The organism is Synechococcus sp. BL107 (assembly GCF_000153805.1).
Taxonomy (GTDB): Bacteria; Cyanobacteriota; Cyanobacteriia; order PCC-6307; family Cyanobiaceae; genus Parasynechococcus.
This window is the reverse complement of sequence record NZ_DS022298.1, coordinates 1547796-1568356: the sequence shown is the minus strand read 5'-3', so window position 1 is coordinate 1568356 and position 20561 is coordinate 1547796. Positions and strand designations below refer to the sequence as shown.

Genomic DNA, 20561 nt, shown 5'->3' with positions numbered 1-20561 from the left:
GTGGGGCGAGGGCCTACACCCTGAGGACCTGATCGTTTTTCTCGGCTCTTTTGCGTTCCCGCTGGTCAGCCGTTAGCCCTTCTGTGTCTGGGATTTGAGCTGACATCAGCTTGAGCCAATCCATCAGTTGCTCCAATTGTTTCTCCATCGGGAGTGCACCAAGGCCACGAGCTAATGCCTTGTGCTGAAGACCACTCCCGGCTTGATAGACAAAGCGACCGTGGAGGTGTTGCGGCAGTCCCTGACGCAGCAGCCGGAAGGCTGGTTCTTCCATTGGGGTTTCCAGCACGATGTTTGGTTTCTCCGGCTTGATCCTGGAGAAACCGCATCGTTTCGCCAACATCTTCAACTCCATGAGTTGCAACAGCGACTGAACAGCAGCAGGAATGGCCCCATATCGATCGGCCCAGCCCGCTGCTAATTCCACCAATGCTTCGGAGGACGCGCAGTCGGCTGCTGCCCTGTAGGCAGCAATTTTTTCATCGGGATCCGTGATCCAATCGGCAGGAACAAAAGCAGTGACGGGTAAGTCCACTTGGGTGTCATCCACCGATGGAATATCTTGTCCTTGGATCTCAGCCAAAGACTCCTGAAGCATCTCCATATACAAATCAAAGCCAATCGTTTCCATCTGACCACTTTGTTCAACGCCAAGAAGATTTCCGACACCTCGGATCTCCATATCTCGCATTGCTAATTGATAGCCACTCCCCAGTTGAGCGAATTCCTGAATGGCACGGAGTCGTTGTCGGGCATTATCACTAAGGGACGCATTTCCGGGATAAAACAGCCAGGCATGGGCCTGAATACCACTGCGACCCACACGACCGCGCAGTTGATAAAGCTGCGCTAATCCAAATCGATGTGCATCTTCAATCAAAATTGTATTAACACGCGGTATATCAAGACCACTCTCCACAATCGTGGTGCAAAGCATCACATCTGCTTCACCAGCATTGAAGGCCACCATGGCACTTTCCAACTCTCCCTCGGCCATTTGACCATGGGCAACAAGAAGTTTGAGCCCAGGAAGCATGGCACGAAGGCCCGTGGCTACATCTTCAATGCCTTCCACGCGGGGGACTACATAAAACACTTGACCCCCACGATCCAATTCCTGTCGGATGGCACTTCGTACGGCCTCTGGATCGAGGGAGGCTAAGTGCGTCTTAATCGGTCGACGAAGGGGAGGTGGAGTTGTGATTAAACTCATTTCCCGAACGCCCGACAAGCTCATGTAAAGAGTTCGTGGAATGGGTGTAGCAGACAGGGTTAAAACATCGACATCCTTACGGAGAACTTTGATTTTTTCTTTTTGATTGACTCCAAAACGCTGTTCTTCGTCAACAACAAGGAGTCCAAGCTGTTGAAAGCTTGTTCCCTTACTTAAAAGTTGATGAGTTCCCACGACTGCGTCAATGGTGCCCTGTTTTAAACCTTCAAGAATACTTTTACGTTCCGTTGTTGTACGAAAGCGATTAAGGAGTGCAACCTTGATCGGATAGGGGGCAAATCGTTCAGAGAGAGTTCGCCAATGTTGTTGAGCCAAGACTGTTGTGGGCGCCAACATGGCGACCTGCTTTCCAGCAGTAATGGCTTTGAAAATGGCACGAATCGCCACTTCAGTTTTACCGAAGCCAACATCTCCACAGACCAAACGATCCATGGGTTCGGCCCTCTCCATATCTCGCTTCACATCCGTGGTGGACTTCAATTGATCGGGGGTGGGTTCATACGGAAATGACTCTTCTAGCTCTGTCTGCCATGGACCATCCGGAGGGAACGCAAATCCATTTGACTGTTGGCGTTCGGCATAGAGCTTCACCAGATCAAGAGCGACCTTCCGAACGGCCTTTTTGGCCCGGTCTTTGGCCTTCGTCCAAGCTGCCCCACCCATGCGACTGAGTTGAGGCGGTGATTCACTCGTCGCCCGGTAACGACCCAAGCTTCCCAATTGGTCAGCCGCTACACGAAGGATTCCATCGGCGTATTGAACGACCAGATAGTCGCGGACATCTCCGGATAAAGCGAGTTTGTCCATGGCTTTAAAACGACCAATTCCATGGTTTCGATGGACAACAAAATCGCCTGGTCGCATTTTGTTGGGATCGACCGTGCGACTCGCGGCTTTGCGCCGTCGTCGGACATACCCGGTGGAGGTAAGGGTTTGTTGTCCGAAAAACTCTCGATCTGTAACGAGTGCGATGCGCCAAGCGGGCAAGAGCACCCCCTCAAGCTCTGCGTTGCCCTTTGCCTTGAGGGCAACGGGGGTGTTTTGTTCGATGAGTCGCCCAATGGCGGGAAGATCGCCAGCGTTTGGAATAAATCGACTGATGCAATCGTGCTCTTCAAGAAGGGCGACAGCACGACTTGGCTGGGCCGAAATCAGCCAAACGGCCATCCGATCTGTCTGAAAACCCTTGATTAATTCACCGAGTTTGCCGAATTGATTGGGGTATGCAGGAACAGGCCGACTCGCGAAATCGAAGGAGTTTGGATGGTTGTCCTCTTCGAGCAATTCCGCAAGATCAAACCCATCAAACACTTCCGCAAAGCCATATGCAGCACCAACGTCACGATGAAGAACTCCAGGCCAGAGCAAATCACGATCCTGCTCAGAAAGACCAGCCTCGATCGCCATTTCCTTGTGGTGCTCAATGGCGTGATCCAGCCAAAGCTGACCATGGGCAAGACCCTGCCGCCGTTCATCGATCACAACGGTGGTGACATCGGGGAGATAATCCAAGAGGGAAGCGGGCTCATTCCAGGCCAATCCCATCAGGCGACGCATCCCCTCTGGGGTTCCACCCTCGAGGAGTTCATCGGTGGCTTGATCCCCCAGTAATGCCGACAAACCATCCGGCATCGTGGCGCGTAGCTGATCTGCAATAAGTGGATTAAAGCCAGTGGGAGTCAGTCTTAACTGATCAATAGGGTCAAGAGATCTCTGCGTTGATGGATCGAACTCACGTAACTTGACAAGTTCTTCCCCAAAAAACTCAAGTCGAACAGGTAACTCACTGCTGACTGAAAAAATATCAACAATGTCACCCCGACGACTCCAAGTCCCTTCCTGATCAATCGTCGAAACACGTTCATATCCGAGTTTCGCAAGTGTTTCAGCAAGCGAGTCCAGATCAACCTCATCCCCCCGAGTCAGGACACGACAGGTCGTCTTTAAAGCGTCTGGTGGTGGCAGATGAGGTTGCAGAGACCGTTCTGTGGCAACAATCGCGCGACCGCTTGATTCGGGATCATTCAGCAGGTCACTGAGAACCTGTAATTGACCCCAAATAATTTCACTGGTGGGATCAAATGGCTCATAGGGAGACCCCTCACTTGTTGGATAAAGACTGGCTATTGACCAACCCATCAGCTCGAGAAGAGCAGTCCAACGACCCGCTTCTTCCAACGTGGGAACCACAACGAGCAAGGGCGAGCCATCCCGTTGGGCCATCGCGCTAGCCACAAGCGCTCGGCAATTACGACCGGCTCCTCGCATCAGGAGCCGCTCTGACCGACGGCTCCGCTCTAACAATTCGCCAGTGAGCGCCCCGTCCCGCAGCTGATGCACCAGGGAACGAAGAGGCATGGGCTCACAACGAAGATGCTTGATCTTCGCAACGGGTGAAGCCGGACTGTTGGCAATGGGACATATGAACGAATTCCGGGAGAAATCGTGTATTTGGCGTACCAATATTGATACTGAAACGTGTTGGAGCCAATCATTGCCCGCCAGCAACAATCGATCTTGCATCCCGGGTCAAGGTTGGTTGCGCCTGCGCTGATGCACCTTCAAGCGCCATCAGCAAGGGAGTGATACAACGACGCGTGTGCATGATCATCAGCGTAAGCAACAACCAGTGGACATCAATCCAATTTTGATTGGGATTAAAAATACAACTTAAATAATGTGATCACATCTAATCTTCAGCACAGTAAATACGCAAGGAGTCCGTTGTTAGAATGTTAGGGTCGACTCATCAAATATTCAATGAAAAACTTAGTGCCGATGACAAGACCCATCCTTGAAGTTGCTAAGTTTAATCAAGCATTGGCATCTTCATTCTTAACCGAAGAAGAAGAATCAATCATTGATTATATTAGATACACGGGCGTTTTTGATGAATTAAAAATGAGGAAAGATTTGTCGCTCCCCTCAAAGCCTCCTGCTCTTTGGCTCTTGGCCAAAGCCTGTGAGAAAATTGGTGAGAAAATGCCTGAACATTTTTCAAAAATAAAATCTTGGTCAAAATCTATAAGTGAAGACGCAATAGCTTGGGATGGGAATTTGGTTTGTTGTATCGTTTATAACTGTGATGGAATAGAGATTTCGCCCACATCAGGTACGACGCTGTATCACACTTTTGCAGTGCATCGAGAATTATTTTCGGGATTAGACTATTAGCTTCAGATTTAAGTTAGTAGACATCATCTTTTTAATTATTCGATGCACATAGCGATGTTCTGGATTTGAGATTCAGCTGAGTGAGAAGAGTTCTTTTAGGATTGGTTTCTAGTTCGTTTTAACTGAATGCCTCGATACCGCTGCCCTTCATGCTGCTGCGGTCCAGCTCTTGTTCTGCGCCCCCCTAAAGGTGCGATCCCGATCTGCGCAACATGTCGTACACCCTTGGAGAAACAGCCCGTTGTTAAGCCGATTCCTCTCATGGTGCTTCTCGCTGTAGGAAGTGTGCTGATTGCTTCCTCAATCCCATTGCTGTTCGATCCGAGTCCTCCACCTCCGTTAAGGCGTTCAAGACAAATTACTTAGGTAAGATATTCGAAGCACACATTATTGGTTAGTAGAAATCAAGGTGCATAAATCAAAGGGACGCTTGCAAAAGATAGACTTCTACTTTTAAACCAAGTCTATTTAATGAAGAGTTTAATTATTCTGTCTTACATTAAAAATGCTAAAGCTTACCCTTTAAAGTTAGAAATCTTAGCCCTGAATGAACGGATCAAGTTATAAATAGCAATCGTCTCAGTCATTCACGAGATGGCAAAAAAGCAAAACCTCCATAAAATTCTATAAGGGCTGAGATAGTGTTGATTAGATTTCATCGCAAATGATTTTAAAACCAATTAAGAGTGGTAGGGTGTCAATGTTAGGAATATCCGATTCCTTTTTCTCGTTTAAACGCATTAACTCGCTAAACAGTAATGAAAAGTGACTTTGATTTCTCTGCTCATATATTATTTATGGATGTGAGGGAAGATCTTCCTTCTATTGATCCAGAAAATTTGTCCAGAAAAGATGTCTTACAACTTTTATTGTATCTAATGAATCAAAAGGAGGGATTCCTTGATCGCGGGCATGAAGAAAATAACGAACAGACTGCTTGGATTAATGGTTTTCTTCTAAAACTCATTCCTAATATCGATGCAAATGGAATGCAGGGCTATGTCGTTCAATGTGTCGGTTCAAGTATGGATAAAATTGCCTTGCTCGAATGAATCTAGATAATTTTTTTAACATGAATGTCATTACTAAATAATAGTTCTGAAACTTAGAAATATAAGACTGCATGACGTAAAAAATTACGCAAATTGCTTTTGAGCTATCAATGCACACCAAAAAAGAAGCCCTATGCCAACAGTTGGATGTTGACATTGGGCCACTCTCGCCGTAGATCACTCGCTCTAGGCAACTCAATGTCTCCGATCAGTCGATTTGGTTTTGCTCACAGTGAGCAATATGCAAAATGTGCAAATTATTGAAGTGGCGATATTTAGATATTAATCTTTTGAGAAGACAGTTTGGAGCTCATCATTGGCCATGACAGGAATTATAAAGCCGATTTATCAGGAATTGTTGAGTATTTGTTCTTCAAGAAGCATATTAAGTTGCAGCAATTGTTCATCGCTTAAATGTTGTCGACTGATCGAATTTAGAGTCTGCTGAAGGAATGAACGCGCTTGTTCTCCTGTCCAACCAAGTGTCAACAACATTTGATCCCCTTGTGAAATCAACTCACCGCGATGAATCGGGACCGCGGATTGATCGGGGCTTTCACCCGGTTGGATCTGACGTAATTGCCTCAGAAACGCAACCAGGTCGGCATACCGCGTCAACCGATGACGACTGCCGTGTCCAAATGCGCGCTCCAGGTACTGACGCTCCTCATCTCTTGTCCATCCAACGCGCTTTAACTCGAAATCAATGGCAGTCAGCTCTTCGCTCCAGTCGTCTGGATCTGTCGGTGATTCCGAGGGAGGTTCAATCGTCGATTGGGGTGCTCTTTGAATCAGTTGAGCATTGGGTTCTGGATCCGACGCTGAGATTGACGATTTTGATGCTGGATCGGACAGGCGGACTGGGCTGGTTTGATTCTGAGTAGGCGCTTCATGGCGAATTGGATCAGAGGGGGCTGCACGGGTTGGCACTGAGGCTGCCTTGACGGGTGGTTCATTCGCCAACGGAGGATGGTTTGTACTCTCGAGGCGTCGACTGAGCCGTTGAAATGCTCGGTCCTCAGCGTCTTCAGCCGTGGAGGCTTCACCAAGGGAAGACCCCATTAATTTCGAATCGTTCCACGCCTCAACGCGGACTACGCAACGAAGGGTGTCGACATGACACAGTTCAACCCGAATATTCATGTCCATGGATCATCGCAATCTCTTTCTAGGGTGGCGTGATGGACATCACAGCGCTTCCTTCCCTGACAGACCTGTATGAGGGAGCTGACCAATGGCGGGAGGTGGTTTCGCTGTTGCCAGTGTTGGTTTTACTCGAGGTTGTGCTGTCGGCAGACAACGCTGTGGCCTTGGCCGCGATAGCCCGTAGTGGAAACAACCCAGAACGAGAGCGTTTATCTCTCAACATTGGAATTACGATGGCACTTGTACTGCGAATTGGCCTAATTGTTGCTGCACAATGGGTTTTGCAACATCTCTGGGTACAACTAGTTGCGGCTGCTTATTTGATGTGGCTAGTTTTCGACCATTTCTGGCAACGTAATCAAGCAGAAATTCAGGATAATCGAGATGAAAAAGTAATTGACAGGCTGCCGAGAAGTCTTGTAAAAACTGTAATTTTATTAGCCTTTACAGATCTTGCATTTTCAATCGATAGTGTTGCCGCTGCTGTGGCTGTAAGTGATCAGGTGATTCTCATTGCTACTGCAGCGATGATCGGAATTGTTGCTCTACGATTTACATCAGGTTTATTCATACGGTGGCTTGATGAGTATCCGAGATTAGAAACTGCAGGATTCCTTGCCGTTGGATTTGTCTCGATAAGACTCATTCTTCACGTTCTCTTTCCTCTGCTTAATCAACCAGATTGGTTCACATTATTAATCGTTCTAGTCTTCTTTGGTTGGGGACTTTCGATCAAAAAGTCTGATTCAATGATCGACCCTCGCCATGCTGGTTGAGCTTAGAGATGCAGGGAGCGGAACCCTTTTGAACCGGGTTCAATTGGATGATCCACCCCATCCTGGTTCATGGCTTGAATTGGATGGCATATGCTATTTGATCATGCAAAGACAGCATCGATATTCCCTCAAAGGGGGGGCATATCAACTTTCTGCTGTTGCCCTTGTTGTTAAACCCCAGTCCCGTCCAGTGGATGCCAAATATTGGCGCCATGGATGGGTCATTGGTGATCCGACATGTCGGTTTAATGCTCTAAGCCCTCTTTTGCGATGCGTTGTTTGGCCTGATGGGCCTTGTGGAGAATGCAGTCATTTTGAGGCTCGTTAGACATGATGAATGGATGGTTTGAGGGTGTCGTTCGACAAGGTCATGGGGTAGCTTCTGGTGTGAATTCTGAATCCCCGTATACGAAAGGAACAATTGCAATTCAATCTCCATTGTTTAAAAGGCTTGGATTGGATTTGTCGGCCTACTGGCACGGAACAATTAATCTCTGTTTTAAGCCCCTAGAGATTGTTCTACAGAATCCCGACTATAAATTTGAGAATATGTTTTGGACCGAGCTACATCCTCCTGAAACATTTTCCTTTTGGAATATCAAGATACGTATGTCGGATGGTGGCCAAACAAATGGATTAATTTATTATCCACATCCCGAAACAAAAATACGGCACTGGCAATCAGCCTCCATCCTAGAAATCCTTGCACCACGATTGGAAAAATTAGGATCTGGGACTCCGCTCCAAATCCAGACAGCTGATGGATGCATGCAACTCATTGATGGTTGCCGACTACGAGCCAAACTCCTGGAGTTTTTAAAATTTAGGGTGCTTGCCTCTCCAGACTATTTTTTTTCCGACTCTTCTCAGCAGGGCAAACGAGAATGGCTGAGCTCTACCAATCCAGAATTTCTTATCCTTCCAGATGCTGATCTTAATTATGTATGGGAGCAGGCAAAAAATCTATACACTGAAAACAAATAAGATCAATGACTGTTCATTACTGAAACGTATCCCCAGTCGATGCGTCTAATTGCTGTATCAAACCCTGAGCTCGACTTCTCCCTTTGCCTTCCAGCTGTGCTTCGCGTATAAGAATTGGGCATCCGCTAGTGCTCACAACAATTCCCACATGATTGATACAAGCCAAAACAGTTCCAGGTTGATCTCCTCCGGTGGACCATTGTCCAAGCAATACCCGTGCATCCGCTGAAATCTCGTCCCTAAAGCGCTCAATCAATGGCTCAGTGTCTGTCAATTTTAATCGTTTATTACGCCAGATCGTATAGGCACTGGGATACAAACCCATCACCTTTCTGTGGGTAAGGAGGGCTGAGTCGTTCCAATTAATTTGAAAATCATCTTTTTTAAGCATCCTGGCGTAACTGGACTTTTGCCCTTGATTCTGAACATTTAACCGAATTAAACGTTCGGCCTCGCTTCCCATTCCGGCTTTGAAAATTAAGTCCATAGCTTCGACCATGAGCTTTGCTGTGAGCTGACTTAATTCCATTGCGACGGTCTCAGCGTTTTGACATAGGCAAATTGGAATCCGTTGCTCGAGTAGGACTGGTCCAGTATCCAATCCTTCTTCCATGGCCATAATCCCGACGCCTGTTTCAGAATCACCTTCTAACAACGCCCACTGAATCGGACCGGCACCTCTCCAACGCGGTAAAAGTGAACCATGGCCGTTCCAACACCCGAGGGGTGGTTGTTCAAGGACCGATTTCGGAAGAATTTGACCAAACGCCACAACGACCGAGATGTCTGGCTTGAGATTGGCTAACTCATTTTGACAATCAGTATCTATCTTGATTCGTTCTGGGGTATAAACAGACAACCCAAGTGACTGTGCACAAACTTTTACAGCTGAAGGCAATAATTGTTTTCCTCGTCCCCGCCGGCGGTCTGGCTGGGTTACAACACCAACGATCTCATGACCTGCAGTATGCAATGCAAGTAAGGTCGGCACTGCATAATCGGGTGTACCCCAATAGAGGATTTTCATAGTTGATGGAAGCTGTTCTTATGCTTCGCCAGTAATCGATAAACCTTCAACCCAAACATGGGGAGAAACACCACGATGGGTAATCTCGCAGTTGGTTTCTAAGTGAAGAATTGAATTTAAAACCGTACGAATGTCACCAGCGACTGTGGCTGCTTCAACGGAAATACGTTCTCCACCCTTCACTAGCCAACCATCAAATGGAAGAGAGAATGAGCCTTGAGTGGCCTTAACTCCGGCATGTAACGCCGATAAATCTTCGATCAATACAAACGTATCTTTCTCAGTTGATTGATCGAGATTGTTCCCGCTGCTACAGCCTTCGCTGGTACTTAGCACAAACCAATCAGGCCCTACAGAAACTTTCGCGCCAAGGCCAGCATGGCCGGTGGGTTTAACATTAAAAGCACGGGCGGTTGCTTCGGAATGAAGAAAGCTTTTTAATTTTCCGCGATCAATCAAACAAAGATTGTTTGTGGGTGTCCCTTCTCCGTCAAATGCTGCAGCACTGATATGACCAGGATGAAGGCCATCATCATGCAAGGACAGAAAGGGCACTGCAAGTGACTCATCAATCGATTCACGTTTACTGAGACTTACACCATCGAGAACCGAACGCGCATTAAACATGCTGCTGAAGGCCCCTAATAAAGAGAGGAATGCCTCCGGAGTAAAACACACGTTATAAGTACCTGTCTCTATGGGCTGATAAGCAAGGTGGCTAACTGTCCGCACAACAGCCTCATCAACACAGCCTGCGATATCCAGTTCAGCACTACCTAAACCAAGTCGTAATGCACCGCCACTACGGGGTTTTCGTCCAGTTTCTTCAGCTCTGGCATAGAGATACAAACTGGCCTGCGTTCTTTGCATCTCGCGAAGAGCACCATCGCTATTCAGGTAAAGACTCTGAGACAACGATTCAGCCAACCCGTTGTAAGGAACTGTTTGAATCGAGGGATGGCGACTGAGCAAATCCGCTTCTGCCTCACGAAGCGTCTCGAGAAGAGGAAGGATTCCACGTCGCTCCTTAAGAGGACGATTCAACTCGGGAAGAGGTGCCTTGGCCAGAGGCGAGAAGTGAGGGATGTCATCGGGGTTTCCGAAGCGGCTTGCCTCATGAGCTCCGACCAGTGCTTGCTCCAGCCCCGGGTCAGATAAATCTGTCGTACTGGTGATACCAACAAGGCCATCGTTGTTCCAAACACGAACTGTGATGGAGGACCGTTGGGATGCCTTCAGTTGTTTGGCTTCACCACGATCGACTTGGACGGAACAGTCGTCACTGCAAGCGGCACCGAGATCCCAAGAACGAATCCCCTCACGTGTCGCTAGTTTTTGCAAGGAGTCGCGTAATTCGGAGGCATTAAGACCGTTATTCGTAGCCATAATCAACGGCCTCCAACAGTGATTGAGTCAACTTTGATGTGGGGTTGACCAACCGTGACGAATACACTTCCGCTCACAGATCCACAAAAACCGGCAGCTAATTCAAGATCATCCGCACACATCGATATTCTCGGCATGACCTCTTTTGCATCACCAATGAGTGTTGCTCCTTTCACAGGTTTTGTGAGTTGACCATCTTCAATTAGGTAACCCTCTTCGACGGAGAAATTAAATTGTCCAGTTGGACCAACACTCCCGCCTCCCATTGCCTTGCAATACAAACCACGATCAACGGAAGCAAGTAGGTCTTTCGGTTTGTGGGGGCCAGCTGCAATAAATGTGTTTCTCATTCGACTTGCGGCTGCATATGCATGGCTTTGTCGACGACCACTACCGGTTCGTTGATGACCGGTGCGGAGTTCGCCTGCCCGATCGCTGATGAATCGCTGAAGAACGCCGTCCTTAATCAAGACGGTGCGTTGGGGCTCCATTCCTTCGTCATCCATCGATAAGGAGCCGAATGATCCTCCGCTTAGCCCCTCGTCAACAGCGGTGACGGATGGATGGGCAATCAGTGAGCCAACTTGATCGGCGAACGGAGTTGTACCACGTTCGATTTGAGTGGTTTCCAGCAAATGTCCACAAGCCTCATGAAAAATCACGCCACCAAAACGATTGGCTAAAACAACTGGCATCTGACCAGCATCGACATATTCAGCGCGAAGCATTGTTCCGGCGCTTTGACACACTTCCGCTGCACTGGTTTCTACGTTCCATTGCAGGAGATCGTCGGGCCGGTCTGTACTGCCATAACGACGACCAACGCTTGAACGATGATCGCCATCAGCGGCCAGGACCGAGAGCCCCGTGGATTGATGGAGGCGTATATCGCGAGCAAATGTGCCATCAGAAGCAGCGACTAAAACCTCCTGCCAGTCCCGTGAGTAACTGCCACGACGAACTTGTAGGTGTTGTCCGATTCGGTCAAGTTCGCTTGTTCCTTCTAAGAGTCGCTGACTGGCACTGACAAGGGTGGGACAGCGATTTAACCAATCGTTCTTGGTATCACCATGATCGATGAGTGAATTCAAACCATTGAAACGATCAGCACTGCTCGACAGCGACTGCACCTCAAGCCCCAACATGGCCAAGGCTTGATCGAGAGCGCGGGTTAAGCCTTCTTGGCTCAAGTCGTTTGTGCTGACAAAGCCATCTCTCCCCCCAAGAAAAACACGCAATCCTGCACCCTTCGCGAATGAAGGATTCACGCTGGTGATCTGATCCTGCTCAGCTAAAACACCGACATGATTCGTACGTTCAAGGAATACCTCAACGAGGTCGGATCCAGCCCTAGCTCCGCGGTTCAGAAGGGTCTCAAGAAGATCCCTCCACTGATTTGAAAAAACGTCAGTCAATGGATTGAAGTAAAGGTAACGAAAGGCGGAGTTATCAGCGCACTGCTGGCTGATATTTAGAACTATCGATGGCTGGCATCAAGAAGAGCTTTGCCATCTCAGCACCATTGGCGATCCAGAAGGGGAGTTTGCGGATCACCTTGATCGGAGCTGGAGAGTCACTTGCATCAGCAGCATTAAGTGCGGCATTGTTATTCACTAATCGTTCAAGCCGTACCCAAAACTTTTGGTTGTTGACGTCAAGAACCACCGGAAACACCCTTGCTGACGTGTCGTTGGTTTTTTCAATCACCATCTTGTCGTAGGTGCGTGCATCGAGCCCTAGTGATTCATAGAACTCTTTCCGAGCAACGTCCCTGACGTACATCGTTGCGAAGACAGCCAACAAGAAGAATCGACACCAAAGTTTGGCGATAGGGCCACGAACTGTGTCGGGTTGGGCCTTCATTAATGCATCGAAGAAATCACCGTGACGATTTTCGTCTTGGCACCAGTTTTCGAAGAAATTAAAGATCGGAAAAATCTTGCTATCAGGATTCTTTTCTAGGTGACGAAAAATAGCAATGTAGCGCCAATATCCGATTTTTTCAGAAAGATATGTAGCGTAAAAAATAAATTTAGGTTTAAAGAAAGTATAATTCTTGCTGGCGGTCAAGAAACCAAGGTCGAGTTGCATTCCAAAATCGCTCATCGACTTATTTAGGAATCCTGCATGGCGAGCTTCATCGCGCGCCATGTGACCAAAACATTCAGCCAAGAGGGGATTTGTTTTCTTGATCCGACGGCTCAGCTCTTTATAGAGAAGGAAGCCCGAAAACTCTGAGGTACAACTTTGCTCAAGGAATTCAACAAAAACTTTTCGAGTTTCAGGATCAAGTTTGTCCGCAGCTCCGTCGAATTCATCATTTCTTACAAAATGATGACGGTTGTAATCTTTCCGGAACTCTTCGCAAATAGCTTCTAACTCTGCTTCATTAGGACGCAGGTCCATGGCCGCCATGGCCTCGAAATCTGTGGTGTAGAAGCGTGGCGTCAAGATTGTGTCCTTGACTGGAACCTTGGTGGCAACAGCACTGTCTACCGTCTGACTAGCTACAGCGGTGGGAGGGACCATCAGCTTCGATATCGCGATCTTTCCAATGTAGGCGTGTTAGCGCATTGAAAGGGGCGCCTGTAACTCTGGACTTAATTACCCCCCAGCCATTTTTGGCCATTTAACCGCTGCAACAGACGGGAGACGAGCAACGGCAATGACATGCGTTTCTCGTCGATTAAAAAACTCTCCAATAAGGTTGGTTCACTTCCGGGATCAGCCAACGCAATCACCTTGCCACTACTGATATCTTCCTTGGCAAAACAAAGCCAAAATCGGCGACCACCGGGGAGATCACCCACCACCATCGGGCAACGACCACCAACGACAGGGCGATCACCGTCGATGCGCTCGAGACGATCAGCCGTAATTCCGTTTTCCAACAACTGTTTTGCGACTGCAGGCAAAAACAAAGTGTCGATGAATTCCGGGAAGGGCTTGTCCTCGGGTTTTGGTGGTTTTGGCTTGGCAGCTGGTTTGTTTGCTGGCGCTTCGCTCACCGGATCATGGTCTCTGCGGTAACTGTACGCAGATCCACCGACCGTCTACCAGTCGCGATTGGGATCATCTCCCCACTCAGAGGCTTCTTCGGGTTTTGATTCTGAGGCAAGTGGGTCGGAAACGCTTCGAGGGGCAGGCTCGTTGACCCTTTGAACTGAGTCCACATCGGCTGCATGGCTGCTGTGCTGGGGTGGGACTCCTCGTTTGATGACGCGATAGGCAACGGCGACTGTTGGAGCAGGCTCACGCAGATCTCGTTGCGGCGGAGCTGGAACGGGGATATGCGGAGTAGTGAAGTCTTCCTGCCTATTTGATGGGGAAACAGGCTCATAAGACCGATGCAACCGTCGTCTTAATGGTTGCTTGCGTGTCGTGATCAAGATGGAACTCGAGGCTGCAAGACCTGCTGCACCCGTTGCCGCAAGAGCTGTCCACACACCAAGGGGAACTTCTGGAGATGACCATCCCAATAAATGCAGACGGGTTGGTTCCCCCCGATGAAGCACCGACAACACAAGAACAACCACGAGGGGAAGCAAACTTGGAATCAGCAGAATTCGCTGGAGAAGCGTCATTGAAGCGGGCCTGTCCAACGTTGAAGCGGAGCTAGGTCTTCATCAAGGCCATCGAATAAACGAACGACCAAAAAGTCCACCATGTCGCTCAACGATTTGGGTTGGGTGTACCAAGCAGGGGTCGGCGGCGCAATGGTGGCACCGGCCTCAGCCAAGGCGGTGAGGTTGCGTAAGTGAATGAGATTCCAAGGAGTTTCTCTTGGAGCAATCACAAGGGGACGCCGTTCTTTCAGATGAACGTCGGCGCATCGTTCAATTAAGTCCGTAGCAATACCTGCATTAATCCGTCCAACAGTTCCCATGCTGCAAGGAACAATCACCATCGCTTTCGTTCGATAACTCCCACTGGCGATTGATGAACTTTGATCATTCCATCGATGACAGATCAGTTCGCCGCTTTCAACCTTTAAACGTTCTCTCCAAAAGGGAATTTGTTGCTCCGGATCGACGGGAATTGACAATCCCTGCTCAGCCCGAAAAACTTCATGAGCACCTCGACTCAATACAAAATGAACTTTCCGATCGTTCTCCAAAAGAAGCTGTAGGGATCGTTCAGCCAAAGGTTGTGCAGACGCACCAGTAACAGCGAGTACATAAGGATGCATGGATTATTGATCACTCATAGTGACTGATAGAGCTGGATTCGTCTCGGTTTCATCGTGGGAACCATCTACATCCGCAGGATTGACTTCCAGATCTATTTGATTGCGTAAAACATCTACTTTGATCACTCGAACTTGAACAGTATCTCCCAGTTGATAGACACGTTTGTTCTTCCGACCTACGAGTCGGTTTTGGCGAGATCGATACTCATACCAGTCGTCGTTGAGGGAGCTGACATGCACCAAGCCTTCCACACGACTTTCTCCAACTTCAACGAAGAATCCGTAGCTTTGAACTCCACTAATGCGACCATCGGTCGTCAACCCCACCAAAGGTTGGGCAGCGCGTGCCTGAACCATGGATAAGAGGTCTTTTTCAAGCTCCAGCACTTGCCGGCGGCGTCCATTCAGTCGTTGGACTAAGCGATCACTCACCAACGACTTGAGTTTGTCGTTTTGACTTCCAGTGAATAAAGCCCAGTTGAGATCTTGCTCGGAACCCTTACGGCCAAGCACCAATCGTTCCTTCTGGCGCACTGTTGGTCGATCTTTGCCGTCTTGAAGCAATGACACCAAGATTTGCTGATTCACCAGATGGGCATAACTCAGCGTGGGGCAACACCAAGGCGCGGAAGGCGTCTTTTCGACGGTCTTAACAGCCGCGTTGCCAGGTTCCAAGGGGGAATCTTCGGGTGAAGTTTGCTCTGTCTCAGGTGATTCAGACGTTGGGACAACAGCCTCAAAATTGAGTGCAGGCAAAGCATGGCTGAGTTGCTGTTCAAGAACCCGTCGATGCGGTGAATCAGTGAAGACACCGATCAACTCCTGAGCAGAAGGACTCCCTTCTTCATCCAATTCCAAGGGCAACTCAAGCGCGATCGCACTTTTAGCCACATCGGTAAGAGTTGAAGGATCTGGATCTCCTGTTTGAGTGGTGATGCCTGGAAGATTCAGTGCTTCTCGATGAAGTTGCCAGGCACGATCTGCAGCTCGAATCAGAGGCTGCAGCAGAGATTGGGGATCCGAAGAAACAGATGCATCAATCCAGCGATGACGCAATCCAATCGGGTCTACCCAGCGCAAATCACCCAGGCTTTCTAATTGTGGTGGACATAGGTCCAACTGAACAAAGCCTTGAGCCTGTTCATGCTTTCTCAAGCAACTTTCACAAAAGCGGAGCGTTTCAAGTTGACCTAAATAATCCTTGATCCCCTTGAGAGCAACGGGAATGCTTCGCGATTTGGGTTTGCGTTCATCGAGTGCCTTGAGTTGTGCAACACCAACGGAGGCCACCGGCTTGACCGTTGAAAGACTGAACTCCCAGTGCGTGAGTTCTCCAATATGGGACACATCCATGCATACGGTGACGGCCTCGCCGACTTCACCAGGTTGAAAGCAGGTGGTTGTGTTGAGGGAGGGTTGGAGCAAGGATTGCCAATTTTCTCCTAGGCAAAGGGCTTCCATCCGTTCCCTCAACCAAACGTCGAGGGCATTGCTCCCCAAGATGCGTTCTGCCACCGCAGGAGCATGGACCCACAGACGACAACCCCCATCGCGCGCTTCCACATGAACTGCTGGAAGCCCTGGTGAACTGGGATCAGTCCAACTTCTCAACAACAAAGCGGGTTGATCTGTGAGGTCGATACGACCTTTCGCGGCAGGCACCTTGCCACTTCCACGGGGGGGAGAGGGGCGTTGGTGAAGTCCTGCTTTGGTGAGCAGAAGATCGCGATCGGCGGCTGGACCGCCATTCAGTGGGAGTGGACGAACCACTTGACCCAGGGCCGGATGTTGAGCAATCGGATAGCGATCCACAAGCACCTCAACCACCGCAGTTGGGTCCTCACTGGATAGATATTCCTCAGCTTCGTTCGGCAGTCGGATTGTGGTGAGCATCCGATCGTCTAGGGGAACGGCAAACAATTGATCGTCTCGACGTTCAACCTGTCCAAGCAGCGACGTCGTGGAACGCTCCAAAATGCATTGCACACCCCCTTCTGGGGAACGACGACGCCCTCCCTCGCGCGTAATCCTCACAAGGACGCGATCACCGTTCCAGGCGTGATTGAGTTGATGATCTCGGACATAGATATCGTCTCCGCCGTCATCCCGAATCGCAAAACAAAATCCCTTACTGCTACATCGAAGTCGAGCATCTATAAATTCGTCGTTGCGCGTGCGGGCGATAACGTCTCCTTCACCGCGAGTCAGAACGCCAATTTTTGAGAGGGCTTCAATCGCGATGTCCAGAGATTGCTTATCTGATTTATTTGTCAGCTTCAGAATTTTTGCGATAACAGCTGTCTCAACCGAATCGTTGGTGGACAACTGGTCGAGCAGATCGGCGACCGTGAATTTCATCGAAATGGAGGAAGAAACCGGCTAACAGAACCGGGGGGAAGGATGGAGCGGCTGACGCAGCCGTCAAACCTGCAGAGAACCCCAACCTCAGACCAGCTTAAGAGTTCGATGGATCGGTTTCGTCGGGCTCCTTTGCTTGGTTTGCCAGTAATGGCCACAGAAGACGAAATCCGATCACTAAAAAACCAAATGACGCGACAAGTTGCAGCAGATCACTGGGAATCACAGTGGCGACAGAACCACCCGCCAATGCTCCCAGCAGACTCGCCACGACAAGAGCGGATGACGACCCAAGAAACACCGCCAGTGGACGATCGGATGTGCCACTTATCGCGACCGTTGCTAACTGGGTTTTATCACCAAGTTCCGCAAGAAAAACGGTGACGAATGTGGAGAGGAGAAGAGCAAAATCCATGGCTTAAGCCTGGGATCCGATGACGATGAGCGAGCGGCTGGCTTGGAGTCCAAGCCATAAACCGAGGCAAACCATGAGCACGCCCGCCATGAATTCAAGGCGTTCTGGGGGCAGGGTTTTAGCAAGCCATTGCCCAACCAAAACACCGACAAGGCTTGAGCAAATCAAAGCAAGCGCTGCACCCAGAAAAACAAGGCCAGGCGAACCGGATTGAGCCGAGAGAAGGAGCGTGGCGAGCTGTGTTTTATCGCCAAGCTCGGCAAGAAAAACAGTTGTGAAAGTGCTGAATAAAACAGCAAAGAAGCCAGGGCGGCCAGAGGGCTTTTCACCTGACTCAGTCATGTCTGTCACCTTTCGCTCGGTGGGCACGATTAAACCTTCGCATTACGCCACTCCGCCCGCCATGGGTTGCGCGGATTTGTTGCCTGCAACAAGCAATTGCGAATGAATCGATGTCATCAGTGGGGACATCGAACAACGCTCCCAACTCACTAACGCGACAAAAATCAGGACGATCGGAATAAATAGTGCAGCGTTGTCCCCCGCTGTCGTAGTGAATGCACCATCCATCGTCTCCAACCATGGATAGGTATTTGGTTCGTTGATTTTCGCTCAAAGCCGCGAGTGCTTCACCACGTTCTTCGGGACAAAGCCTGCAGCAGGCTCCGCACTGATGGATGCAGTGCCATGAAGGGGATTGCTTGTTCATGGGTGTGGCTGTGACAAGCCATCACAGTCAAAATGAAAGAGTGGTCGGCTCGGGCCGAATGCCCCGTAGCCTGGTGTCAAACTTTTCGTTAGAACGCACGCATTTGCCATGGGCTTCGATTTCCACCTGATCGCCAACTTCGCTGCCCTCGCCCTCATCGCTCTTGCTGGTCCGGCCGTTGTGTTCATCCTCTTCTATCGCCGCGGAGCACTCTGAACAAGGCAAAGTTAAGGACGTAGTCCTAGGCCTAGGACAGCCTCTTCAAGCAACTGACTCACCCTTGCATCATTGGCAAGCTCATCGTTGCTAACGAGTGAATTGTCGTCGTTGATCGCGGCTTGCAATGATCGCCCGTCGCTGTTGGTGAGGGTGAATTCTGAGCTTGATATCTGCTTTGCAACGTAATTTCTAGGACCCCTTTGCAACATCACTGAGTCGCTGTGAATACGGATCGCCTTGAGTTCCAACTGGAGCCTCTGCTCGCCCTGCCAGCGATTCAAACTGACGCGATATGCCACATCACAGTGATCTGGAACATGGCTAGCTGGATCCCATCTCCAGGCAATCGCTCTGCGCTCGGTTTCACCTTGACGCAACCTCAGGGCAAGATGTCCACCCTTTAAATCACGTTTTTCCTCAACACTGCATCCCCGCGACCAGAACAAGGGCACTTCATGGCCTATTCCAAAGGGTGCCAAGGATTGCAGGGCCTTCCAGAGATCCCAATTCACTTCATCCAATCGGAGTAAAGCATCGGGTTGGATGGGCAATCCCTGGCCCTGTTGGGTCAACCACGAATCCGCTTGAACACACAGTTGTTCATGCAGGGCATGAACATTCTCGGCTCGGACGGTAAATCCTCCTGCAGCTGGATGACCACCAAAGCGCTCCAAAAGCTTGGCGCAGTGATTAAGTGCTTGGTCAACGGCAAACCCGCGAGGCGATCGCACGGAGGCGCGCATCAGTCCCTCGCCATCGCCGGCAAGGAGCGCAGCCGGGCGGTGATACCGCTCCACCAGCCGAGCAGCAACAATGCCGATCACGCCATGGTGCCAATGACTCTGGGCTAAAAGAAGAAACGACGGCAACTGATCTGATGAATCGGCTTCGACCAAAGCAACAGCCTCTGCCTCAATCGCATCGCAAAGATCACGGCGTTGACGATTGAAATCATCACAACGTCGGGCCAAGGCCATCGCTGATGAGGGTTCCGACGCTGTCAATAAATCCACAACGAGCCGAGGTTCACCCAAGCGTCCAACCGCATTGATGCGTGGGGCGAGTTGAAAACCAATGTCTTCGGCTGTGATTGGGTTCTCACCCAAACCGGCAAGACGTTGAAGTGCCTGTAACCCGAAGCATTCGGTGTGATGGAGGTGACCAAGTCCCTCCAACAACCAAGCGCGATTGGCACCAATCAGGGGAGCCATATCGGCGACGGTGCCAACGCAGAAAAGGTCTCGGGCTGAGCAGATAGCAGCAGGTTGATTCAGTTGTTCAGCAACGGCTCGCGCCAGGACGTAGGCCAAACCAACGCCGGCCAAACCTCGGTAGGGAGATCCGTTGGGCGTTGTCGCCGGGTGAATCAAAGCCGTCATCGGTGCTGGGTTGTCCGGAATGGTGTGGTGGTCCGTCACGATCACTTCCATGCCCAATTCCGCGGCTCGTTGAAGTGCTGCCGACGCTGCCACCCCGTTATCCACGGTGACGAGAATTTGAACACCATCGCGGTGCTGTCGATCCACCATGGACGGATTGAGTCCATAGCCCTCTTCCATGCGAGAGGGGATGGCTGCCCTAGGGGCAGCTCCTAAGGGAGCCAGGGCCCGCAATAGCAACGCGGTGCTCGTCATTCCATCGGCGTCGTAGTCGCCACAGATCGCCACGGTTTCGTGGTTCTGACACGCTTTCACCAAACGATTCGTTGCTTTTTTCAGATCGGGAAAATGAAGTTCTGCCTCCGGCAGTGATGTTGGGATCAGGAATTGTTTGGCTTCTTCGACTGAACGAAATCCACGACGGCGCAATAGGGCACGAAGCGGTAGGGGAAGTTCAAGACCCGGCAATGGGTTTGGATCAACCACTGCTGGCAAGGACCAGCACCAATTCGG

General features: G+C 49.8%; 20 protein-coding genes. 6 read left to right on the top strand and 14 right to left on the bottom strand.

Translation table 11 applies throughout. The features are described from left to right. Positions 1-13: 13 nt before the first annotated feature. Positions 14-3592 (bottom strand): transcription-repair coupling factor, encoded by a 3579-nt coding sequence (gene mfd / locus BL107_RS08100; RefSeq protein ID WP_009789831.1) that lies wholly within the window; start codon positions 3590-3592, stop codon positions 14-16. A 420-nt stretch (positions 3593-4012) separates the two neighbouring features. Here mfd and BL107_RS08095 point away from each other — a divergent pair, with 420 nt between their 5' ends. Beyond that, positions 4013-4408 (top strand): hypothetical protein, encoded by a 396-nt coding sequence (locus BL107_RS08095; protein WP_009789829.1) that lies wholly within the window; start codon positions 4013-4015, stop codon positions 4406-4408. Between the two features lie 758 nt (positions 4409-5166). After that, positions 5167-5460: a hypothetical protein gene (locus BL107_RS08090; RefSeq protein WP_009789828.1), complete on the top strand. Its 294-nt coding sequence runs from the start codon at positions 5167-5169 to the stop codon at positions 5458-5460. A gap of 348 nt (positions 5461-5808) precedes the next feature. Here BL107_RS08090 and BL107_RS08085 read toward each other — a convergent pair whose 3' ends face one another. After that, positions 5809-6609, bottom strand: coding sequence for a hypothetical protein (locus BL107_RS08085; RefSeq protein ID WP_009789827.1), 801 nt, complete (start codon positions 6607-6609; stop codon positions 5809-5811). A gap of 32 nt (positions 6610-6641) precedes the next feature. On the opposite strand from BL107_RS08085, the gene BL107_RS08080 reads away from it, so the two are divergent. Genes BL107_RS08080 through BL107_RS08070 form a run of 3 tightly spaced genes read left to right on the top strand, consistent with a single transcriptional unit; the run spans position 6642 to position 8366 of the window. Beyond that, complete coding sequence (locus BL107_RS08080; protein WP_009789826.1) at positions 6642-7382, top strand: DUF475 domain-containing protein; 741 nt, start codon at positions 6642-6644, stop codon at positions 7380-7382. After that, positions 7372-7710 carry a DUF6464 family protein gene (locus BL107_RS13105; RefSeq protein ID WP_006169695.1) on the top strand — a complete coding sequence of 113 codons (339 nt, stop codon included), beginning with the start codon at positions 7372-7374 and terminating at the stop codon, positions 7708-7710. The genes BL107_RS08080 and BL107_RS13105 overlap by 11 nt, the downstream gene beginning before the upstream one ends. 5 nt (positions 7711-7715) lie before the next feature. Beyond that, positions 7716-8366 (top strand): hypothetical protein, encoded by a 651-nt coding sequence (locus tag BL107_RS08070; RefSeq protein ID WP_037988892.1) that lies wholly within the window; start codon positions 7716-7718, stop codon positions 8364-8366. Positions 8367-8382: 16 nt separating this feature from the next. Here the strand turns inward: BL107_RS08070 and fmt are convergent, their stop codons facing one another. The 11 genes from fmt to BL107_RS12280 form a co-directional block, all read right to left on the bottom strand. Beyond that, the gene (gene fmt, locus BL107_RS08065) at positions 8383-9393 is read right to left on the bottom strand and encodes a methionyl-tRNA formyltransferase (RefSeq protein WP_037988336.1); all 1011 of its coding nucleotides are present in this window, start codon (positions 9391-9393) and stop codon (positions 8383-8385) included. Positions 9394-9411: 18 nt separating this feature from the next. Next, entirely contained in the window at positions 9412-10779 is a 1368-nt protein-coding gene (locus tag BL107_RS08060; protein ID WP_037988333.1) for a TldD/PmbA family protein, read from the bottom strand. A 2-nt stretch (positions 10780-10781) separates the two neighbouring features. Further along, positions 10782-12194 carry a TldD/PmbA family protein gene (locus tag BL107_RS08055; RefSeq protein WP_009789821.1) on the bottom strand — a complete coding sequence of 471 codons (1413 nt, stop codon included), beginning with the start codon at positions 12192-12194 and terminating at the stop codon, positions 10782-10784. Positions 12195-12228: 34 nt separating this feature from the next. Continuing rightward, on the bottom strand, positions 12229-13308 hold the full coding sequence (gene acsF, locus BL107_RS08050) for a magnesium-protoporphyrin IX monomethyl ester (oxidative) cyclase (RefSeq protein ID WP_009789820.1): 1080 nt from the start codon (positions 13306-13308) through the stop codon (positions 12229-12231). Between the two features lie 71 nt (positions 13309-13379). Further along, positions 13380-13787, bottom strand: coding sequence for a DUF2996 domain-containing protein (locus BL107_RS08045; protein WP_009789819.1), 408 nt, complete (start codon positions 13785-13787; stop codon positions 13380-13382). A 45-nt stretch (positions 13788-13832) separates the two neighbouring features. Then, positions 13833-14363, bottom strand: coding sequence for a hypothetical protein (locus tag BL107_RS08040; protein ID WP_009789818.1), 531 nt, complete (start codon positions 14361-14363; stop codon positions 13833-13835). Continuing rightward, complete coding sequence (locus BL107_RS08035; RefSeq protein ID WP_009789817.1) at positions 14360-14968, bottom strand: flavin prenyltransferase UbiX; 609 nt, start codon at positions 14966-14968, stop codon at positions 14360-14362. The genes BL107_RS08040 and BL107_RS08035 overlap by 4 nt, the downstream gene beginning before the upstream one ends. Before the next feature lie 3 nt (positions 14969-14971). Beyond that, positions 14972-17326 carry an RNB domain-containing ribonuclease gene (locus BL107_RS08030; RefSeq protein ID WP_009789816.1) on the bottom strand — a complete coding sequence of 785 codons (2355 nt, stop codon included), beginning with the start codon at positions 17324-17326 and terminating at the stop codon, positions 14972-14974. A 97-nt stretch (positions 17327-17423) separates the two neighbouring features. Next, a complete protein-coding gene (locus BL107_RS08025) occupies positions 17424-17741 on the bottom strand; it encodes a TMEM165/GDT1 family protein (RefSeq protein ID WP_009789815.1) in 318 nt (105 codons plus the stop codon). Positions 17742-17744: 3 nt separating this feature from the next. Next, positions 17745-18083: a TMEM165/GDT1 family protein gene (locus BL107_RS08020; protein ID WP_037988331.1), complete on the bottom strand. Its 339-nt coding sequence runs from the start codon at positions 18081-18083 to the stop codon at positions 17745-17747. Next, on the bottom strand, positions 18076-18450 hold the full coding sequence (locus tag BL107_RS12280) for a YkgJ family cysteine cluster protein (RefSeq protein WP_009789813.1): 375 nt from the start codon (positions 18448-18450) through the stop codon (positions 18076-18078). Before BL107_RS12280 ends, BL107_RS08020 begins: the two co-directional genes overlap by 8 nt. A gap of 108 nt (positions 18451-18558) precedes the next feature. Here BL107_RS12280 and psb30 point away from each other — a divergent pair, with 108 nt between their 5' ends. After that, positions 18559-18666 (top strand): photosystem II reaction center protein Ycf12/Psb30, encoded by a 108-nt coding sequence (psb30, locus tag BL107_RS08010; RefSeq protein ID WP_009789811.1) that lies wholly within the window; start codon positions 18559-18561, stop codon positions 18664-18666. 11 nt (positions 18667-18677) lie between these two features. Here psb30 and recJ read toward each other — a convergent pair whose 3' ends face one another. Continuing rightward, positions 18678-20534: a single-stranded-DNA-specific exonuclease RecJ gene (recJ, locus tag BL107_RS08005; protein ID WP_232193080.1), complete on the bottom strand. Its 1857-nt coding sequence runs from the start codon at positions 20532-20534 to the stop codon at positions 18678-18680. Between the last annotated feature and the right edge of the window lie 27 nt (positions 20535-20561).

Bases quoted from the DNA above. Each gene is read 5' to 3' on its own strand.
- mfd (WP_009789831.1), bottom strand. From the start codon at position 3,592: ATGCCTCTTCGTTCCCTGGTGCATCAGCTGCGGGACGGGGCGCTCACT.
- BL107_RS08095 (WP_009789829.1), top strand. From the start codon at position 4,013: ATGACAAGACCCATCCTTGAAGTTGCTAAGTTTAATCAAGCATTGGCA.
- BL107_RS08090 (WP_009789828.1), top strand. From the start codon at position 5,167: ATGAAAAGTGACTTTGATTTCTCTGCTCATATATTATTTATGGATGTG.
- BL107_RS08085 (WP_009789827.1), bottom strand. From the start codon at position 6,609: ATGGACATGAATATTCGGGTTGAACTGTGTCATGTCGACACCCTTCGT.
- BL107_RS08080 (WP_009789826.1), top strand. From the start codon at position 6,642: ATGGACATCACAGCGCTTCCTTCCCTGACAGACCTGTATGAGGGAGCT.
- BL107_RS13105 (WP_006169695.1), top strand. From the start codon at position 7,372: ATGCTGGTTGAGCTTAGAGATGCAGGGAGCGGAACCCTTTTGAACCGG.
- BL107_RS08070 (WP_037988892.1), top strand. From the start codon at position 7,716: ATGAATGGATGGTTTGAGGGTGTCGTTCGACAAGGTCATGGGGTAGCT.
- fmt (WP_037988336.1), bottom strand. From the start codon at position 9,393: ATGAAAATCCTCTATTGGGGTACACCCGATTATGCAGTGCCGACCTTA.
- BL107_RS08060 (WP_037988333.1), bottom strand. From the start codon at position 10,779: ATGGCTACGAATAACGGTCTTAATGCCTCCGAATTACGCGACTCCTTG.
- acsF (WP_009789820.1), bottom strand. From the start codon at position 13,308: ATGGTCCCTCCCACCGCTGTAGCTAGTCAGACGGTAGACAGTGCTGTT.
- BL107_RS08040 (WP_009789818.1), bottom strand. From the start codon at position 14,363: ATGACGCTTCTCCAGCGAATTCTGCTGATTCCAAGTTTGCTTCCCCTC.
- BL107_RS08035 (WP_009789817.1), bottom strand. From the start codon at position 14,968: ATGCATCCTTATGTACTCGCTGTTACTGGTGCGTCTGCACAACCTTTG.
- BL107_RS08030 (WP_009789816.1), bottom strand. From the start codon at position 17,326: ATGAAATTCACGGTCGCCGATCTGCTCGACCAGTTGTCCACCAACGAT.
- BL107_RS08025 (WP_009789815.1), bottom strand. From the start codon at position 17,741: ATGGATTTTGCTCTTCTCCTCTCCACATTCGTCACCGTTTTTCTTGCG.
- BL107_RS08020 (WP_037988331.1), bottom strand. From the start codon at position 18,083: ATGACTGAGTCAGGTGAAAAGCCCTCTGGCCGCCCTGGCTTCTTTGCT.
- BL107_RS12280 (WP_009789813.1), bottom strand. From the start codon at position 18,450: ATGAACAAGCAATCCCCTTCATGGCACTGCATCCATCAGTGCGGAGCC.
- psb30 (WP_009789811.1), top strand. From the start codon at position 18,559: ATGGGCTTCGATTTCCACCTGATCGCCAACTTCGCTGCCCTCGCCCTC.